The organism is Bacillus cereus group sp. N11, assembly GCF_016483605.1.
Taxonomy (GTDB): domain Bacteria; phylum Bacillota; class Bacilli; order Bacillales; family Bacillaceae_G; genus Bacillus_A; species Bacillus_A toyonensis.
The window spans coordinates 414,013-433,582 of the sequence record NZ_JAEHBN010000002.1; the positions used below are offsets into that span (position 1 = coordinate 414,013).

The window sequence follows — 19,570 nt, forward strand, 5'->3', positions numbered from 1 at the left end:
TGTTTATATGCTTTATTTTTTTGTAAAATTGATAGTGTATACTTAGTGTATAGGAAGTAGTTTGATAAATATAATGAAGGTTATTTATAGATGATATAAATATCTTTTATATAAGGAGAACAGAATGAACGTCTTTGATTTTAAAGTTTTTAAATATGTGGCTCGGTTGAACAGCATTAGTTTAGCAGCTAAGGAATTACATATGACACAGCCAGCAATAACGCATATTATAAACAAACTAGAGAAACGATATGCTTTAACTTTATTTGAGCGCTCTAGACAAGGAACGATGTTAACTGAAAATGGAAAAGAATTTTTAGTTTGTGTAGAACGACTTCTAATGGAGTATGAAAATCTTGAAGAAACAGCTTTACACTTGAAGAATAAAAGTTTGTATAAGATTGTATTAGCTACGTATCCTTCCGTTACTGTATATTGTTTGGCAGAGTGTATCCAATTAGGTAATATTGATCAAAGTCAGTACGTGCTTGCAGTTAGAGAGGGAAGCTATCAAGAAGTTTTAAATTGGCTGTCTGCTGGAAGTGCTGATTTTTCTATTTCTATAAAAGAAAATCTAATACCAGGATTTCACTATGAAGTTATTGGTGAAGATCCTTATGTTATCGTTTCTTCAAAGAATATTCCACCTAATCTTACTAGTAAAGAGTTGAAAAATTATCCTTTTATTATGCCACTTTCTGGTTGTAAAGAAGTACTTGAACCATACTTAATGAAAAACGAAATAACAGTGAATAAAGTGATGGAGTCAGAGTCAATTAGCTCGGCATTAGCACTTACTTTACAAGTTAACGGTATAACGATCGTTCCGTTATCAGGACTTCATAAACAAATTATTCATGACTTTATCGTGCAACCGATAGACATTGAAATCCCGCGGCAACTCATTATGCAGTGGTCGCCTAAAAAAGAGAAAGATCCATTGTTTCTCGCGTTTGTTACGAATTTGCTAACACAATTACAACAAAAGAAAAATGAATAAAATGATACAAAAGGTAAGCTTATTTCATTGAAGCTTACCTTTTGTATGTATTACCAATATAGGGCGGTATCATAAAGTCCGATTAAAACGAGAAGTACACCAGCTATACGCTGAATATTTTTCCCTATTTTTCGGCTCTTTTTAAGTAGTGTTCCATTTAAGCCTAGGTAGGAGATAATGGACAGTAATACAACGACAGGTAGAACAGTTCCTATAGAGAAAAAGGTAGGAAATAAATACCCGTAATTAGATGTTAAAGAGAGTGGTATTAATGTTCCGAAAAATAGCACAAACATAGTAGGGCAGAAAGCTAACGAAAAGAAGAACCCAAGAAAAAATGAGCTGACTTCATTTTGTTTTCGTATAGATGTGATAGGGAAGATGGTAGAGAAGAAGTTTCTACCTTTTATAATACCTGATAATATTACCCCCATTATTATTAATAAAGGTCCGATCAGTTTACGTAACCATGGGAAATACAAAGTTAATATTTGCTGAATCTCTTTTCCTAAGAACCATACTAATAGTCCAAGTGTCGTAAAAGCTATTATTTTTCCTAAAATGAATAACAATATATGTTTCCAGATATTTCCCTTTTGTAAAGATTGATTGCCATAGATTGTAATGGCGCTAATGTTTCCTGTTAATTGGCATGGAGCAAGGGTACCCACTATGCCTAATAAAAACGCAAATAAAAGAGGGATTGATTTCGTAGCATTCGCGACATCCATTAAAGGAGACATGAGTTGATAACTCCACTCGCTAATTGTTGAAAACACGTTATATTCACCTTTCTAATTAAATTGTAATATCCCATTTTTAGTAATCTGTTTCCACGTTTTACCGTCATCTGTGGAAAGGAATACATTTGCTTGCATTGTAGCAAGAACTATCTCAGATGAATTTTGAGGGTTTTGTGCAATATACATCATGTTATCTTTAGCATCTAATGATGGAACTTGTATGTTTACCTCTTCATTTGTACCAATTGATTTTTTCGTAATCATTTGTTCACCTTTCTTATTGATAGAGGCATAAATAGCATCTTCATTATTTAATGTAACTGCGGTTGATTCAAGTGATTTAGAGAATAGTTCAAATGTATTCCCGTAATCTGTAGATAAATAAACACCATCTTTAGCACTTACTGCGATTACACTCGCTTGATCCGGATGTACTGAAAATGCATGGATTGTACTTGAAAGCCCCCTTAACTTACTATTTTTCCATTCTTGTCCGTTGTCCGTACTGACATAAAAACCTTGTTGTAATTTAGAATTAGGACGTTCATTGTATAAATAAATTGCTTCCGAATTATATCCGACAGCAAGGTTATGAAAATCAGATTCTCCATAGAATGCTAGCTTTTCCAGGTTATTGCCGCCATCAGAACTTTTCATTAATCCTAAAGGATTTTTTAAATTTGCACCTGGTTCCGGATGCCCACTAGCAAAAAATCCATTTTTAGTTGCCTGAAAGCCCATATAATCGTGTAACTGTGTAGCAGTTTCAAACCATTTTCCATTTTGATAAACTTTTATACCACTATGAGTTGCGATAGAAATACCAGGCATATTTCCTGCATAGCCAATTCCGTGAATGTGCGCTATTTTTCCAGATGTAATTTCTTTATAGAAGTTTTGCGGAATCGTATTTGCGTTATCTTTATTTTGGGGCTGAGATTGAACGGTTTCTATTTTTACTGGTGGTGTTTCTACGTTATTAGAGCATCCTGTAATGATAAATAATGAAGTAATGGCTAGTCCTACGTAATGTTTCACGTTTGTAGGCTCCTTTCTTATATATATGAGATGTTAAGTATATGGAATAAATGTCAAGAAATTGTGGAGTGATTAGATGCCTAGTAATGAAAGTTTATCTTCTATATAAACATTATTAATTGACGAAAAATTATAACAATAATAAAATGAATTATATTGGATAATCAGTTTCAAAATTATACATAGAACGCTAGGGGGATTATTATGAAATCAACATTTTTTGCTCAAAATAGAGAACGATTAGCGAAAACATTACATGATGAATCGATTACGATTTTATTTGCTGGACACGCACCTCATATGTCAGCAGATGCCCATTATAAATTTGTGCCGAATCGAAATTTTTACTATTTAACGGGAATCGATGAGCCCAATGTTATTTTCATGTTGAAAAAGTTTGGAAATAGTGTGGAAGAAACTCTTTTCATTGAAAAATCAGATCCAGTAATGGAAAAATGGGTCGGTAAAACAGTTTCTAAAGAAGATGCAGAACGAATTTCAGGCATACAAAAAGTTGTATATATAGAAAGCTTTGAGAAGACAATGGCACATACACTTTTCGCAGAAAATGCGCAACATGTGTATTTAGATTTAGAGCGTCGTGAGTGGAAGGGTACTGAGACGAAAACGTTAGCGTTTGCTAAACATGTAAGAGAACAGTACCCACACATAACAATTGGTAATGTATACCCGGAAATTTGTGAATTACGAGTGTTTAAAACAGAGGAAGAAATTGAAATCATTAAAGAAGCAATTGCTGTAACGAAAGACGGTATTTACAATGTGTTAAAGCATGCAAAAGCAGACATGATGGAATATGAATTAGAAGCTCAGTTTGATTTCACACTGAAGTCATCTGGGATTAAGCATCATGCGTTCAATACAATTTTGGCAAGTGGGAAAAATGCAACAGTTCTTCATTATGAAGATAATGATGCACAAATTCAAAATGGTGATTTAGTACTGCTAGATTTAGGCGCTCAAAAAGACTATTATAACGCTGATATTAGTTATACTTTCCCGGCAAATGGAATATTCTCTAGTCGCCAAAAACAAATCTATAATATTGTATTAAAAGCATTGAAAGAAACAACAGAGATTATTAAGCCAGGCTTAAATTTTGCTGCATTAAATGAGCATACAAAAAAGGTACTAGCAGAAGAGTGTAAAGCTATTGGTTTAATTCAAGAAGATGAGGAACTATCTAAATATTATTATCATGGTGTCAGTCACTTTCTTGGTTTAGATACTCACGATGTTGGAACATACAAAGAAAGAGTATTAGAAGAAGGTATGGTTATTACGATTGAACCAGGTCTATATATTGAAGAAGAATCAATTGGTATTCGTATTGAAGATGATATCCTTGTAACAAAAGATGGCTATGAAAATTTGTCAAAAGATATCATTAGAACAGTTGAAGAGATTGAAGGGTTTATGAGTAACAATAATGTAAATGTAAAAGAAGATGAAGTTGTTACAAAATAATAGTTAGAAGAGGCGCTCAATTTTGGGTGCCTTTTTATTTTGCTCATTTTATATCTCCATATTTTCTTGAAAATTATCTTCTATAATAATCTTGAAAAAGAAAAAGGAGGGATTTTCTATGAAGAGATTTGTATTAACAGCAGTTACAGTCTCCGTAATATCTTTAATTGCTGCATGTTCTGAGACCACAAATACAACAAATGATCATAAAAATATGAATGATAAAAAAACAACACAGACTGAAACGGCTACAAAGCCATTGAAAGTTGTAAAAGGGCCAGAAGTTACTTTAGTAGCGAAAGAAGAAAAACAAAAGCTAAGTAGCGGTGTTATTGTTCCAGTCTGGACATTTAATGGTTCATCCCCGGGTCCGGAAATTAGGGTGAAAAAAGGTGAAAAGGTTAAAGTGACATTAAAAAATGAATTACCTGCACCAGTATCTATTCATTGGCATGGGTATCCTGTCCCAAATAACATGGATGGAATTCCAGGCGTGACACAAGATGCGGTTGAATCAGGAAAAAGTTTCACCTATGAATTTGAAGCGAACGTACCAGGAACGTATTGGTATCATTCACATCAAGATTCTGTAAATCAACTAGATAGAGGTTTATATGGTGCTCTTATTGTAGAGGATACAAATGAAAAGTATGATAAAGATTACACGTTAATGTTAGATGAATGGATAACAGATAAAGAAGAAATTAATAAGCAGTTAAAAGAAATGACAAAAGCGCAAAAAGGTAATAAATCTAAGGATAATGAAAATACGAAAAAGAATGATGATATGAAAGGCATGGATCATTCAGGTATGAACATGGGTAGTGATAAAAAAGACTCTGGTAATATGGCAGGAATGGACCATGGAAATATGAAGATGGAAGGTCATGATATGAGTATGTATAACTTATTCACAATCAATGGTAAAAGCGGTGATGTAGTAGAGCCGTTAAAAGTGAAAAAGGGTGATAAAGTTCGTCTTCGACTCGTTAATGCTGGTTATCTATCACATGATATACACGTTCACGGTCATGATATAAAAGTAGTTGCGACAGATGGTCAACCAATAAACGATCCAAAAGCTATAAAGGATAAAGTAATTTCAATCGCACCGGGTGAACGTTATGATGTTGAATTTACTGCTAACAATCCTGGGAAATGGTATGTTGAAGACCATTCAGCAAATAAAGGTGCAAAAGGAATGAAAACCATTATTGAATATGAAGGTAGTAAAGAGATGAAAGACAGAGCAAATGAAAAAGAAAAACTACCGAAATTAGATATGACGAAATATGGTGAGAAAAAATTAGGTAATTTCACACTAGAGCAGCAGTATACTGCCACAAATAATATGGACTTGAATACGAAAATGAATGGAAATGAAATGGTTTATACAATTAACGGAAAAGTATTTCCAGATATTGATCCAATTCTAGTAAAAAAGGGTGACTTAGTAAAAGTGAAATTAGTAAATCGCTCTAAAAGAGACGATCACCCGATGCATTTGCACGGTCATTTCTTCCAAGTATTAAGTAAAGATGGAAAACCGATTGAAGGTTCTCCAATTGTTAAAGACACATTAAATCTGAAACCAGGAGAAGAATATGAAGTAGCCTTTGTAGCAGACAATCCGGGTGAGTGGATGTTCCACTGTCACGATCTACACCATGCTTCAGCAGGGATGGTAACGGAAGTAAAATATACAGATTACAAATCTGATTATGTTCCAAACCCTGATATTCCTAATAAGCCGGAATAATGTGAAATTCATGTAGTTTATCATAATGTAAAGCAGTTATCTTAGTAGATTGCTGCTTTTATATGTCATGTTGTGAATTGGTAATATTATTTTTATAAAAATTTAGACAATAAGAGAGAGCTATGCTGTAGGAAGAGTTTACAAGGTAAAAATGTTTTTTGGTTATTTAGGCATTAAAAAAAATAATTATTTATGATTAGATTAGAAATGGATAAATGTAATGTATTGTAGTTACAAAAGGCTAAATACTTATATTTGACCTTTCTTTTATTTTATACTACAATTCGTAGTGTGAAAGGAGAGCTGGTATATTTAAGCAAAAGTATAAGTTAAATGAAGAAGGCCTAAATTATGATTTTTTTATTTTTGTAGTATTAATTATAGGTGATCATTTGTAGCTATTTTTTTTGGAAATTAAAACTACATTATGTAGTGTTAGATTGAAGCAATGAGAGAATTTTCAAAGTCTAATGGATTTAAGTTTCTTTTATTACTAGGTATAGATGGTGGATAATAAAAGGATACTTTTCCTGAATAGTTAGAATGAAAAGAAATGGAAGTTAACATAAAAACATAATGATACTTGAATATGTTTGTAGGAAGGTGTTTTATACTTATGAAAAAAATTTTAGCTAGTGTAGCAGTAGCTTCTGTTACAGGAAGTGTATTTATTAGTACTGCTCAAGCGAAAAATACTGTTATACAAAAAGACACGAAGCATGAGCAAACTACTGATGTAGTAAAATATGAAAATCAAGTAACAGTAAATACGAATGTTCTACGTGTCCGCACACAGCCAAATACGTCTAGTGCAATTATGGGACGCGTGTATGAAGGGGAAGTTTTACAAGTTATTGGAGAAGAAAACAGTTGGTTGAAAGTCAATCATAACGGAAAAATTGGCTACGTAAGTAGTGAATTTATTTCGAAAAATGGCGTACTAGCAAAGACGAATATAGGTAAGAGTCGTAGTAAAATTGTAACTGCTAATGTATTACGTGTTCGCACACAGCCAAATACATCTAGTGCAATAATGGGGCGCGTGTATGAAGGGAAAGTTTTACAAGTTATTGGAGAAGATAACGGCTGGTTGAAAATTAACCATAATGGAAAAGTGGGTTATGTAAGCAGTCAATTTGTGAAAGACAGTGGCTCAAATGGAAGCGACAATAACAATGGGGAATTTCAAGTAGCGAGTGGGGATTACAAAGTTAACGTATCCTCCCTCCGCGTTCGTACAGGTCCAAGTACTTCCCACACGATTTTAGGTTCTATGTATAAAGGACAAGTAGTTCCAGTGACTGGTGAAGTACAAAATTGGTTCAAAATTAACTATAAAGGACAAGACGCCTATATTAGTAAAGATTACATTTCAAAGAGTGGTTCTAATGCAAATGAACAACAAAATAATGTTACAGTTCAAGCTGACGGTATATACATTGTAGACGCTACATCTTTACGTGTGCGTACAGGTCCTGCTACTTACCATAGTGTAATTGGTGGTGTATTAAACGGACGAACATTGCAAGTAACTGGCGTTGAAAATGGCTGGCTGAAAATTAATCATAATGGAAGAACTGGTTATGTAAGCAGTGAATATGTAAAATTTGTTAAAAGAGGTACACCACCAAAGCCTGAAACAAGTAATCCATCTACTGGAGCAACAGTTGATGACTACTATGTTAACGTAAGCGTGTTAAATGTAAGAAGCGGTGCTGGTACAAATCATGGTGTAATCGGTGCTTTATCAAAAGGAATAAAAGTACAAGTTCTATTTGAACAAAATGGATGGAAAAAAATTAATTACAACGGTAAAAACGGTTATGTATCAAGTAAATTCCTATCAAAAACAAGTGAGACTGATGCAGAGGAGCAGCGACAATCCCAAGAGATAAATACAACAAATGAATTTATTCAACCAGCTGTAGGAAGATATACTTCTGGATTTGAGAAACGTGGTAGGCAAATGCATCACGGATTAGATATTGCTGCTTCAGGAATAGTGCCGGTTGTTGCCGCCGCAGAAGGTGTAGTCACTCGCTCTTATTATTCTACAAGCTATGGTAATGTTGTGTTTATTTCTCACAATATTAACGGACAAACATATACGACTGTATATGCTCATTTAAGGAGTCGTTCTGTTTCTACTGGTCAAAAAGTGAAGCGAGGACAACAACTTGGCATAATGGGGAATACAGGACAATCTGAAGGACAGCACTTACATTTTGAAATCCATAAAGGTGAATGGAATGCACAGAAGAGCAATGCTATGGATCCAAAAACATATATTGGTTAAGTGAAAATTTATTATTTCAAGGTGGAATGGTATACCTTCTCAAGCAAAGAGAATTGAATATCTATGAAATTAATGTGTTATCAATTATATAGATATAGAAATTTTGGGCCAGCGATTCAAAGTGTTTTTAATCTTCATCTGTTAAGATATAAAATTAATGAAATCGATTCCCTCTAATATAATGAAATATTAGAGGGAATCGATTATAGCTGCTAATGTTTATGTTGTTCTTCTGTGGAAGAGGTTGGCGGGACATGCTCTGGGAACGTTATGAATACAGTCAGGATAATTACTACGCCAATGGAGAGTAATAATAGAAACCGACGATGGATATAAGTAGTAAAGGTTTCTGATAAAAGCTGAATTATACATGACATAGTTATCGTTATAGAAAGTAAAAGGCTAATGAATAGTATACTATGAGCTTGTTGCGCATTTAGCATTTCTGTAATCATTGCTCCCATCATACTTGCCATTAATCCAGAGAACATTCCTTCTAAGGCAGTATATAGGTGAAAACGTAGACCGACTAAAAGACCGATACAACCACTAATCAAAATAGCAAGCAAAGTAGAATATAGTAATTCCCCTTTAAAGAGAATACCTAAATAAAAACCTATACTTAAACCGATACTCATACTAAAAGACATAATAAATACCATATACTCCATTAGGGTACCCTTACGTTTAGAAATATATGATGTAATAATAATTGAGATACAACAAAGTGTTAAGGCAGTTAACGTATAAGCAAACATCATGATACCTCCCTGTCCTATCATTCACTTCATCATATGTTCGAATGGAGAGTACTTATGCTAATATATATCTGCAAATTATCTGCACAATTTAAAAAGGTAAGTTCAATATAATTCTCAAAAAATGATGGTTATCTTAGTAGATGATGCTTCATAAGGAATTGTTGTATTTAAAATTTTATAGAATATACTAAAGAAACTGTTTTAGTGTGATAACTGCAAGGATCATCAGTGGAATCTAAAAAATCTCTATGTAAAGCTACTAATTCAATGATGCATGTAAAACTGATATTACTTGTTCTGCCGATTATACTTTCAAAAAGCAACCATCAACAGATAGCCAACTCATTACATTTGAAGCTGTACGAAAATAATATGATCGCACATTTATGAAATGGGATGTTTGTAAAAGAACTGAGCGTTATTTTTCGCTCAGTTCTTTTGTTTATATAAAAAAGATTTTTAACTAAACCTGCTAAAAATTTGTGAAGAATTACACTTAAACTAACGAGGTGCGTTAGTTTAATAAGAATTAAGTGATATTATGAGTGAGGTGAGATTTTGGTTATTCAATTAAAGGAGCGCTTTAACGGAATAACGAAAAGAACCTAATTCCTCAATATAAATGTTGATAAATGGGGCTTTTTAATATGGGGATTTCCTTAACGTTGTAAATGCGCATTTTCCTGACGCTACCCCTACTTGACGAAACAAATGATAGGAAATTCATCATGATATATACATATTCATTATTGAAATTAGTAATAATAAAATGTATTATTGAAAAGCACTATTTATAATTCAAGTAATCAAGGCTATGTATCCATAATAATTTGAACATTCAGAAATTATAATATTATCTAAAAATGAGGTGAGGTTAATAGAAACAGTACATATTAAGTGGTATGGATTGTATAGTTTAAATGATTTTTATAATAGAGAAGAAGCTTTTAAGAAGGGAATATTTGCAATCTCTAGAGTATATGCTAAGAATGAAACATTGATCTATATAGGAAAAACCAAAAGAAGCTTTATACAAAAGATAAGGGAACTTAATAAGGATTGGATTTTTAATGAAAGCGAATTAAAAATTACATTAGGAATAATAGAGTTTCCTAGTGGTGAAAGTTACTCTGAAAAAAAGGTAAAAGAGATAAAATCCCTTTTGATTTTACGACATACCCCAGTAGAAAACAACACATCTTTATTGTACCATAGAGGGCAGTTTAATTTGAAAATTATAAATAAGGGAAGAAGGGGCTTAATTGTGAAAAAGATTTCTACAGGAGATCTAATGTGGACGTAATTGGAATCACCTTTGAATAAAATTGAAGGTTTCTTACGAACAGGTGCTTATCGATTTTTAATGTATTAAAATATTTTTGAATAACATATGTCAGATGCTTGAAAAAACACAAATTTTATTATGATATGAAATCTTGTATGGGAATTGTAATTCATTTCCATCGTTTAATAAAAATATTAAGAATTATAAGAAATGCATAAAGATTAGAAGAGAAAATAAACTCGGAGGTTTAAAAAATGGGACAAGTAAGCAGGTTTCAAGAAAAACAACAAAATCGTCGTAAAAAGGTGATTTTTAATATTGCATTTACTTTGGTATTAGTGACAGTTAGTATAGTGACATACCAGTTGTTTTCCCCTTCTGATACATCAAAGCAAGCAATTGCTCAAAAAAAGAAAGCAACAAAGATAGAAGAGAAGAAAGGTAAAGAGAAAGAAGCAGCGCAGTTAGAAGAGAAGAAACGTGAAGAGAAAGAAGCAGCGCAGTTAGAAGAGAAGGAACGTGAGGAGAGAGAAGCAGCACTGTTAGAAGAAAAGAAACGTGAAGAGAGAGAAGCAGCACTGTTAGAAGAGAAGAAAAATGAAGAGAAAGAAGCAGTACTGTTAGAAGAGAAACAAAAAGCAGAAAAATCGGTATCTCAAGAAAAGGGTTCTCAAACTAATCCTTCTTGGAAGCCAATTGGTACAAAGCAAGGAGCAAAACCTGAAATGAAATTTAAAGAAGGAACAGTAGATTGGAATGAGATGAAAGAAGCAATTTCTTATGCTGTTGATGTTCCAGAGGGCCAATTGATTTTCGAGTTTATTGGGAATAATGGTAATAATAAAGCTTACGGTAATATACGAGATAAACAAAGTAATAAAAAATATAAGGTTGATATTGATTGGGTAGAGAATCAGGGTTGGAAGCCAGTATCTGTCCAAGTGGTAAAATAGATAATAGAATTTTAATTAGGTGTTTAAAAGTTTACTTTTGTAAAAGTTCAAAAAAGAGTCCTGATCAATCAGGACTCTTTTTGGTATGTTGACAGCATTAATTACGTTGTACGAGAAAAAAAGAAAGGAATGAAATATTCTCCTCGTAGTAAACGACTTAGTGGTATCAATGTTTATATGACCAACACTCCTGCTTGAAAACATTAGAGATGTACAGAAACAAAAGCAGCAAGGTTTTTTCGGTTTGTTTAAAGACTAATTAATTGATTAAATGACTCTTCCAAAAAAATTTAAATCTATTAAATAGTCTAAGCACTCTTTCGTTTTTTTCATATTATATATTGAAAAAAATAATAGAAAGGGTGATCAAATGCCGCCAAAACCAAAACCAAATGATAAAGAAGTTCAAGTGAATAACCCTGCTGTTGATATCGCTAGTTTTCCAAATATAACTCAAAGCGAGACAAGCCTTGCGCGTTTTAAAGATTTTATTTTGTATGGATTTAATGATACCAATAATGCCACAGGGGTAGCTGGGGCATCAAGTTATTCAGGGTTTTCCTTTTCAAAAGATTTAGGTAAAAATTGGACCGATGGTGGGTCAATACCAGCCAATCCTGGAGGTCAAAATTTTGGTGATCCATCTTTAGCAGTTGATAGAAATGGAGTATTTTATTATTCACAAATTGGGGATGAATTGATTGGAGGCAGGCAAGAAGGTGTAATCACTGTTTCAACCGGAACGATCAGTCCAAACAAAACAATAACTATGAACCTTCCTCAAGTTGTTGGGCGAGGGCAGACTCCAGCTGCTAGTGATCCAGGAAATCAAGATAAAGCGTGGATTACAGTAGGTCCTGATGCTGATAATCCAGGAAATGAGGCTTTATATGTTGTATGGACTGACTTTGGCCCTCCTAATGTAGGTACAAAAATTCGTTTTTCAAAATTTGGAACAGGTGTAACATTAACTCCTATTATTCCAAGTCAAACGATTGTCGCTGGGGCTAATGCAGTGTTTGGAGCCTTTCCGGTAGTGGATAAAGCGGGGAATATATATGTTTTTTATGAAAGTCGTTTGCCAGGCACATTTGCTCAGCTAAATACTGCGAACCGTTCCATTCGTATGGCTAAGTCAATCGATGGAGGAAATACCTTCCCAATAAATGTACAAGTCTCTGCTGGCCTATTTGCAGCAGCGGCTACGGATGTTGTACCATGCGGACCAGCCAATGAACTCCGTCCTGTTATATTAACAGAGCAGCAACGGGTAATCAGGATGTTTGAGATCCCTCAAGCAGGTATAGGACCAGATGGTACGATCTATGTAGTATGGAATCAACGTAGAAATATTGGAGGTACAACCTTTATCGATGTCTTTTTAGCCTATAGTCAAAATGGAGGAAATAACTGGACTCAAGTGAATATCTCCAATAATTTACCACATGCATTCTTTCCATCAGTAGCTGTCAATAAAAAAGGAGCTCATATTCAATATAACCGCTTTAATGATCCTAATAATGTTGGCGGCATAGGTAATGGAACATTTGGTGTGTTTATGAAAACATTCTCTCTTCATAAGGGCGTTGGTAAAGTAGGGAAAGAAAATATGGTCAGCACCAAATTTTCTCAAGTGCCTAATAATCATATACCAAGCGGTGGGGCTTTCGTGAATTTTGATCCAAGAGTGTTTTCTTGTTATATGGGTGAATACAATCAAGTTATTACGGGGCCAGGTCATTCATTGCTCCATGCTTGGGGTGACAATCGAAATATTTTGAACGGACAGAATAATCCTGATGTATTCTTTAGAAAAACCGAGTCAAAGCCATAAACTAGTAAATTTCTCTAATAGGGGTCACCATACATGCCCATCAACTTAAGAAATTGGTAGTTCCCCAAAACGAAGAAAATTTTCGTTTTGGGGATACTTCAAAATATTAGCTTGATGGGCATGGGATAGTAACAACAAAACGCAAATTTTCAAAACGGTTTACCAATAATCGCTATACACCAGCTTGATACAATAATATTTGGTGTGAGTTCAATACATATTATTAAAATTAAGATGGTTTAAGTCGGAGGAAGGTACCTTAGGGTGTCTTTATATATATATGTTATACCGTCAGCATTTCAGAACAAAACAGCGACAGGATAGGAATGTATAAAAAATGCATGAATACATAGAACAAAAAAGGAGGTTCCCTTGCGAGGTTAGGATTCTCCCTTGTACTCGCTATTGATAATGAGACGTTATGTTAACCTTACATGTATAGAGTACTTGTTTTAGTTACTTAATTTAACTTCCCATATAATGCGAAATATTTAATAATTACAATAGAAAAATTAAATCGAGTGATATACAAAGCATTTTGCGTGAGGGTACTGATGAAATTACAAATTAACGAATTATATAATCTATTAGACACATTTAAAGAAATAGAACTATCTATTGGATATAGTGGATTAATAATTTATAGTAATAGTGCATTAGAAAAGGAACAATTGGGGTATAGCATAGATAATAAAGGAGATTGGAGACAGTCTCGGTTTGTCATAGGGCACGAGGAGGAATATGGAAACCCTATCTTTGTAGATATGAGTAGAAGATATTTACCAATATATACTGCGGAACATGGCGAAGGTGAATGGAATCCAAGGATAATATTATCTTCATTAAAAGGATTTATTAAGACATTAAACTACCTATATGATTTATCAAAAGACAGGGAAACTCCGATTGAAAATAAAGATAATGCTTTATCTGTAAGCGATAAAGGAAAACTCCTAACTAAAATCATAATTCAAACAAAGCGACTAAACATCCGCTTTTGGCTAGGATACTTTCTAGAATGAATATTAGAGGATTAAATTCCGATAACGATAATTATGTAAATGAGCTGTCCATATGGGCAGCTTATTTTATTTTTCCGCATAGCTTACGTTATTTTGAAAAATACTCAGTATCCATACTAGTATTTTTGCATTTAAATTGTTTTTAATATATTATATTTATATGATAATATAAATATAATATGCAAAAAGGATTCGAATCTATTAATCAGATGTAAGTCCTTTTCAAAGATAAAAAGATTTTACCAAAGCGTAATATAACTTATGCCTGTCTTTTTAATATGTATCTAGTAAAAAGACATTTTTTATCAATACAATTGTGTTTTCAATAGAAATGGAAACTTTTAAATAGAAGTTTATTTACCTTTCAATGATAGGAGTTAATGTTCCTAGAACATAGAGAAACAAGGCGCCATACAGAGTAATCTGACAAACCTGAGAGGTATTGTATGTAGTTTGCTCATCTCATACAAAACAAAAGAGCCTTACCTCTCTAGGCAAGACTCTACTAGTTTAGTTGTATAATATTTACATAGTAACTAAGAAACAGAAAACATATAGCACTAAGTAGCAGAACCCTAACATTCCTCCTACAGCTAATACCTGTTTAACCCAACCCTTAAATTTTAGATTACTGTCAATCTCTTGCACTCTTTCCATATTTCCTCCTATTAAGGAGAACCCTTAAAGACTCTCACCTCGCTATGGTACCATTAAAGAATGACTAATAGAGGTCTAATTTTGTCTAAACGTATAAATATGCAATATTGCATACAAAAATGTATTGTTATAATTGTAAGCGCTTACTATAATAAGGGTATAAAGATTAACCAAATCTTAATACGAAAAAAGAGGAGAGAATAATATGGAAATCGCAATGGCAGTTTTAAAATTTATAGGTGGAGCAATCCCATTAGTTCAAGAACTTCTAAAAGCATTTATGTAAATTCACTATTTAGCAATTATTTATAAAAATTATCATACAAATGATCTGTATATCAAAAATGAATTGATTTACAGATTATTTGTGTGAGTAAGGTTCCTTTAACATTATTAAGGGACTTTTTTTAATTTCTAAATACTTAAGGTTACGTCACATCAACATCAAATTAAAAGTACTTTTAAAACATTAAAAAGTGCTCTTTATTTATTATAAATATGAAAGTTAATTTTTGAATATTCGTTCACTTTCATTTCAACACATAAATGTTCGTAATTACATACATTCTATTATCGCTAACAATATGATTCTCAAAAAATCCTAAATATTAAAAGCTGTTTGAAAGACATAGATCATCAAGTCAATATTGCAAAAAGCAAACGTCCCGAATGTAAAGAACCTCTTATTATAACAGGTACTCAGTATACAGAAGTGACAACAAAATGGTTAATAAATTTGAATTCCGTATAATTAACATAACATTTGACCTGAATTTCCCCCTAATGCGCTGTTATAAAATTTCAATTACCATATGTTTAATATGTTTATATAGATAAATAAATGTCAAATCTTGCTTTAATCGCTAATATTGACTAAGATAACTCTTATAACAAAGAGGCCATGTATTATGCGTTTCATAAGTGGAAAGACAAAGAGTTGCATCGTCATCTTTTAGCTAGTTGTTCTAATTTATCCTACATTAACTGCTCGTAAAATCTCGATTGAATCAACTAACAATTAGTGAGGAGAGTAATATTTACTAATGAAAGTGTCATTTTATAATATTGAGTATTTATTTTAGTTTTGCAACGCCCTCATTGTTAATGTTTGATAGATAAATAGGTCAAGAGAAGGGGAATATTAGATTTATGAAACAGAATATAAAAGTTTTAGCTATGGCAGTTGGTCTCACAGTGATGGGATCAACAGTAGCTACTTACACAAGTGCCGATACAGGTTGGAAACAAACTGGATCAGTATGGAATTACTATAATGTAAACGGTGTGAAGCAAACAGGTTGGCAGCAGGTAAACGGAGCATGGTATTACTTCAACGGAAGCGGAGCGATGCAAACAGGTTGGCAGCAGGTAAACGGAGCATGGTATTACTTTAGCGGAAGCGGAGCGATGCAAACAAATTGGCAGCAGGTAAACGGAGTATGGTATTACTTCAACGGAAGCGGAGCGATGCAAACAAATTGGCAGCAGGTAAATGGAGCATGGTATTACTTCAATGGAAGCGGAGCGATGCAAACAAATTGGCAGCAGGTAAATGGAGCATGGTACTACTTCAATGGAAGTGGAGCGATGCAAACAGGCTGGATCCAAGATAATGGTAAACAGTACTACCTTGAAAGTAATGGTGTTTGGAATCCAAATACTACATCTGTAAATAATAATTCACGACCTGATGGGAAACTATTAGACGCATTTCAAAATGAAATAAAAACTCATATTAATAATCAAAAAGAAAATATAACGATGACATACAAATCCCAAAACTCTAATATTAATGAGGTTCTAAACACACTTGTTAAAGAATATGACAAGGCAGTCGAATCTAACGAATATTTGAATCATAATATTTCGCATACGCAATATTCCGTTCGTGGTATTCCAGGAAATTACACGTTTACAGTACAGATTACATATCGTGAATCCAAAGGACAAACGGACTATGTAAAGGCGCAAGCAAAATCAATTATCAATTCCATTATCAAAGCTGGTATGGATGAACACGAAAAAGTAAAAGTAATCCATGATTATGTCGTAAAGCATGTTTCTTATGATACTTCTTTCCAAGCTTATACAGCATATGAAGCTTTAGCAAACCGCTCTGCTGTTTGTCAAGGGTATGCATTATTAACGTATCAATTGTTAAAAGAGGCTGGAATAGAAACTCATATTGTAACAGGAACTGGAAATGGACAACCACATGCTTGGAATCAAGTGAAAATTGAAGGGAAATGGTACCATCTTGATACAACTTTTGATGATCCAATTCCAGATGTGCAAGGACGAGTAACTTATTCATATTATAATCTGTCTGATGAACAAATCGCTAGAAATCATCAGTGGGATCGTAATAAATTTGCGCCGGCAACAACAAACTATGCTAATGAATTAGCAAAAAAAATCCAGTCGGGTAGCTCAAAATCATTGGAATATCAGGAAATATCAAAAGTCATTAAACATTAAAATTTATGTTTTGATGTAACTGTTTTAAAACAATTACTTAGGCATACAGAGATTATGAACCTACAGAGGTAAGTAATATCCGTATGAAAAAGTACATGTATTCACGTTGAGGGTGTTGCAAAACCAAAATGAATATTCTTATAATCAATAAAACTAGTTAAACATAAAATATATAGTGATTTAGTTTTTGTGATAGCAGTGGTTGTTGGAGCAGCAATTTAATTTGTCAAAATGGGATTAGGTTAAAAAAATGAAATAACCTTAGTAGAACAGTTCAATTGATTTGAACTGTTCTACTTGTGTTTGTAAGGTAAACGTCAAGTAACCCAAAATATATAATAAAAGTGGATTTTGGAGTTGTTTTTTGTGTGCTTCACTTGTTTCCATAATGGTTACTTCAACTGGTTTGATGTACATCCGAGGGTTTTATTAATAAAGGGGGGCTAGATCATAGGGGATGGGCATTGGAAGGTCCAGAGCTATTATGGCCAATTTGGGGATTAGCTCTGTTTTGCGCTACAATTGCTTATTATTATCGGAGGTGTGGTATGTGCAAATATTGCAAACGGATATAAAGTGAACATTTATTAAGTGTGGAAGTGTATTGCCAATGAATAGCAGGATAAATAATTTGTTACAGGAAAACAAAGCTCTTTTATAATTTAATTTTGACGGAATCGATACTTTTTTCCTTTTATCAGCTTGTGAAGTAGTATGGAAATTAGATTTATAATATAAAAGTCAGGCTAAAGTAATTGCAATAAGCAATTTGAATAGTAATCTTAAGTAAATAAAAAAGAGAGAAGAGCTCACAAATGTTCTTCTCTCTTTTTAAATCTAATTAGGGTTTCCATAACTGTAGATATCGATGGTGTAAATTAGTGAATATTGTCAAAGTAGTACTTCAAGTTAAGAGTATAAAAAGAAGTTTCTTTTTTCTGAAAATGTATATTAATACAAAATTAATTATTAATATCAATAAATGATTTTATGTTTCATTAATGGATTCATTGTCATCTACATTTATTATTTATTGCAACAGCTTTCATTTCCAAAATTAGATGTTTTAACAAAGGACAATATAAGTATCATTATAATGATTTTTCAATATAATCAATGTGTTAATGAAAGGAACTCTGTGTTATTTTTGCTTTTCTAGTAACTAATACAGCTTCAAACAAAGGACACAATTGCTACATGCTAAGTGTAATCTATTACTCATTCAAGATTCTGTTTATTCAATCTTTCTAAAAATAAAAAAATATTGAGCTCATAAATATACAAGCTTATAATGAGGGCGTCGAGAGAAAATTTATTACCTTTAGAGAAAGTATCAAACCTAGTTTTTTGCAAAAATCCTAATGACATTACAAGTAACCTTTTAAAATTGGACATACTGACATGATTACTCTAAGAAAGGTATGTGATTAAAAGGAAGTGTATTTGACACGAGAATGAAAACGTATTCAATGAGGTCTTGTTTTGAATCAGTCATTTTAATAACTTAGATTCAACTGCAATTAAAAATAACAAATTATGGGGGTGTTTATATGAATATGAATGTAGCATCTATTAAAGAAAAAAAGATTGTTAAATACAAAAGTTGTTTTGATGTGATTGGGCCAATAATGATAGGTCCTTCAAGTTCACATACTGCAGGTGCCTTGGCTATTGGAACAGTTGCCAATAAATTATTTCAAGGTCTTCCAAAAAAAGTTGTGGTAAAGTATTATGAATCATTTGCTGAAACCCATAAAGGTCACGGAACTGATTTTGCAATTATTGCTGGGATATTGGGATTTGCTGCCGATGACAGCAAAGTGCCAGATGCTATTAAAATAGCAGAATCTAAAGGAATTGACATTACCTTTATTGAAAAAGCGGGTGATAGTCCTGCTGGTCATCCAAATACGGCAGGTGTACATTTAGAGGATGAAAGTCGAAGTATTAGAACGATGGGTATTTCGGTCGGTGGTGGATTGATTGAAGTCAAACATGTTGAAATTGACGGATTTAGCTTAGATCTGCAGGGGCCATTGCCAGTTATTATTGCGATTTCTGAAAGAGCTGACTTTGAATTTGTCTTACGAAGGATCTTTAAACAATATGATGTGGAAATTAACAACTTTCATAGTTTAGAAGATAACAAGAAATATTTATATGCATTCGCTTTGGATTCTCTATTGCCTGGTAATGCTCAGAAGGAATTGGGAAATTTAAGTAATATAGCTAACCTTATTATTCTTTAGTTCCATT

General features: G+C 33.0%; 13 protein-coding genes and 2 pseudogenes. 12 read left to right on the forward strand and 3 right to left on the reverse strand.

Annotated elements, in window-relative coordinates:
- Positions 1 to 124: 124 nt before the first annotated feature.
- A complete protein-coding gene (locus JDS98_RS05915; protein WP_001100321.1) occupies positions 125 to 1,000 on the forward strand; it encodes a LysR family transcriptional regulator in 876 nt (291 codons plus the stop codon).
- Positions 1,001 to 1,050: 50 nt separating this feature from the next.
- Here the strand turns inward: JDS98_RS05915 and JDS98_RS05920 are convergent, their stop codons facing one another.
- Together JDS98_RS05920 and JDS98_RS05925 are read right to left on the reverse strand one after the other, a co-directional pair.
- Positions 1,051 to 1,779: an urease accessory protein UreH domain-containing protein gene (locus JDS98_RS05920; RefSeq protein WP_223268663.1), complete on the reverse strand. Its 729-nt coding sequence runs from the start codon at positions 1,777 to 1,779 to the stop codon at positions 1,051 to 1,053.
- Between the two features lie 15 nt (positions 1,780 to 1,794).
- Positions 1,795 to 2,781 carry a F510_1955 family glycosylhydrolase gene (locus JDS98_RS05925; protein WP_097958320.1) on the reverse strand — a complete coding sequence of 329 codons (987 nt, stop codon included), beginning with the start codon at positions 2,779 to 2,781 and terminating at the stop codon, positions 1,795 to 1,797.
- A gap of 204 nt (positions 2,782 to 2,985) precedes the next feature.
- Here JDS98_RS05925 and JDS98_RS05930 point away from each other — a divergent pair, with 204 nt between their 5' ends.
- The 3 genes from JDS98_RS05930 (at position 2,986) to JDS98_RS05940 (ending at position 8,324) form a co-directional block, all read left to right on the forward strand.
- Positions 2,986 to 4,269: an aminopeptidase P family protein gene (locus tag JDS98_RS05930; RefSeq protein WP_199633634.1), complete on the forward strand. Its 1,284-nt coding sequence runs from the start codon at positions 2,986 to 2,988 to the stop codon at positions 4,267 to 4,269.
- Between the two features lie 118 nt (positions 4,270 to 4,387).
- On the forward strand, positions 4,388 to 6,028 hold the full coding sequence (locus JDS98_RS05935; protein WP_097958319.1) for a multicopper oxidase family protein: 1,641 nt from the start codon (positions 4,388 to 4,390) through the stop codon (positions 6,026 to 6,028).
- Between the two features lie 616 nt (positions 6,029 to 6,644).
- Positions 6,645 to 8,324: an SH3 domain-containing protein gene (locus JDS98_RS05940; RefSeq protein WP_098712031.1), complete on the forward strand. Its 1,680-nt coding sequence runs from the start codon at positions 6,645 to 6,647 to the stop codon at positions 8,322 to 8,324.
- A gap of 212 nt (positions 8,325 to 8,536) precedes the next feature.
- On the opposite strand, the gene JDS98_RS05945 is transcribed toward JDS98_RS05940, so the two are convergent.
- A complete protein-coding gene (locus JDS98_RS05945; RefSeq protein WP_000458513.1) occupies positions 8,537 to 9,082 on the reverse strand; it encodes a hypothetical protein in 546 nt (181 codons plus the stop codon).
- A gap of 871 nt (positions 9,083 to 9,953) precedes the next feature.
- Between JDS98_RS05945 and JDS98_RS05950 the strand changes: the two genes are divergently transcribed.
- The 8 genes and pseudogenes from JDS98_RS05950 (at position 9,954) to sdaAB (ending at position 19,563) form a co-directional block, all read left to right on the forward strand.
- A complete protein-coding gene (locus tag JDS98_RS05950; RefSeq protein ID WP_033662984.1) occupies positions 9,954 to 10,388 on the forward strand; it encodes a hypothetical protein in 435 nt (144 codons plus the stop codon).
- Between the two features lie 236 nt (positions 10,389 to 10,624).
- Complete coding sequence (locus JDS98_RS05955) at positions 10,625 to 11,323, forward strand: YrrS family protein (protein ID WP_199633635.1); 699 nt, start codon at positions 10,625 to 10,627, stop codon at positions 11,321 to 11,323.
- A 370-nt stretch (positions 11,324 to 11,693) separates the two neighbouring features.
- Positions 11,694 to 13,157, forward strand: coding sequence for a hypothetical protein (locus tag JDS98_RS05960; protein WP_097958315.1), 1,464 nt, complete (start codon positions 11,694 to 11,696; stop codon positions 13,155 to 13,157).
- Positions 13,158 to 13,711: 554 nt separating this feature from the next.
- The gene (locus JDS98_RS05965) at positions 13,712 to 14,179 is read left to right on the forward strand and encodes a copper resistance protein (protein ID WP_098712030.1); all 468 of its coding nucleotides are present in this window, start codon (positions 13,712 to 13,714) and stop codon (positions 14,177 to 14,179) included.
- 756 nt (positions 14,180 to 14,935) lie between these two features.
- Positions 14,936 to 15,122: pseudogene (locus JDS98_RS05970) on the forward strand (hypothetical protein).
- A gap of 863 nt (positions 15,123 to 15,985) precedes the next feature.
- Positions 15,986 to 17,314, forward strand: a complete 1,329-nt coding sequence (locus JDS98_RS05975) for a transglutaminase domain-containing protein (RefSeq protein WP_199633636.1) — start codon at positions 15,986 to 15,988, stop codon at positions 17,312 to 17,314.
- A gap of 370 nt (positions 17,315 to 17,684) precedes the next feature.
- A pseudogene (locus tag JDS98_RS30090) lies at positions 17,685 to 17,889 on the forward strand (hypothetical protein); the annotation flags it as partial.
- A 975-nt stretch (positions 17,890 to 18,864) separates the two neighbouring features.
- Positions 18,865 to 19,563, forward strand: coding sequence for an L-serine ammonia-lyase, iron-sulfur-dependent subunit beta (sdaAB, locus tag JDS98_RS05980; protein WP_199633637.1), 699 nt, complete (start codon positions 18,865 to 18,867; stop codon positions 19,561 to 19,563).
- Positions 19,564 to 19,570 lie beyond the last annotated feature (7 nt).

Bases quoted from the DNA above. Each gene is read 5' to 3' on its own strand.
- JDS98_RS05915 (WP_001100321.1), top strand. From the start codon at position 125: ATGAACGTCTTTGATTTTAAAGTTTTTAAATATGTGGCTCGGTTGAAC.
- JDS98_RS05930 (WP_199633634.1), top strand. From the start codon at position 2,986: ATGAAATCAACATTTTTTGCTCAAAATAGAGAACGATTAGCGAAAACA.
- JDS98_RS05935 (WP_097958319.1), top strand. From the start codon at position 4,388: ATGAAGAGATTTGTATTAACAGCAGTTACAGTCTCCGTAATATCTTTA.
- JDS98_RS05940 (WP_098712031.1), top strand. From the start codon at position 6,645: ATGAAAAAAATTTTAGCTAGTGTAGCAGTAGCTTCTGTTACAGGAAGT.
- JDS98_RS05945 (WP_000458513.1), bottom strand. From the start codon at position 9,082: ATGTTTGCTTATACGTTAACTGCCTTAACACTTTGTTGTATCTCAATT.
- JDS98_RS05955 (WP_199633635.1), top strand. From the start codon at position 10,625: ATGGGACAAGTAAGCAGGTTTCAAGAAAAACAACAAAATCGTCGTAAA.
- JDS98_RS05960 (WP_097958315.1), top strand. From the start codon at position 11,694: ATGCCGCCAAAACCAAAACCAAATGATAAAGAAGTTCAAGTGAATAAC.
- JDS98_RS05965 (WP_098712030.1), top strand. From the start codon at position 13,712: ATGAAATTACAAATTAACGAATTATATAATCTATTAGACACATTTAAA.
- JDS98_RS05975 (WP_199633636.1), top strand. From the start codon at position 15,986: ATGAAACAGAATATAAAAGTTTTAGCTATGGCAGTTGGTCTCACAGTG.
- sdaAB (WP_199633637.1), top strand. From the start codon at position 18,865: ATGAATATGAATGTAGCATCTATTAAAGAAAAAAAGATTGTTAAATAC.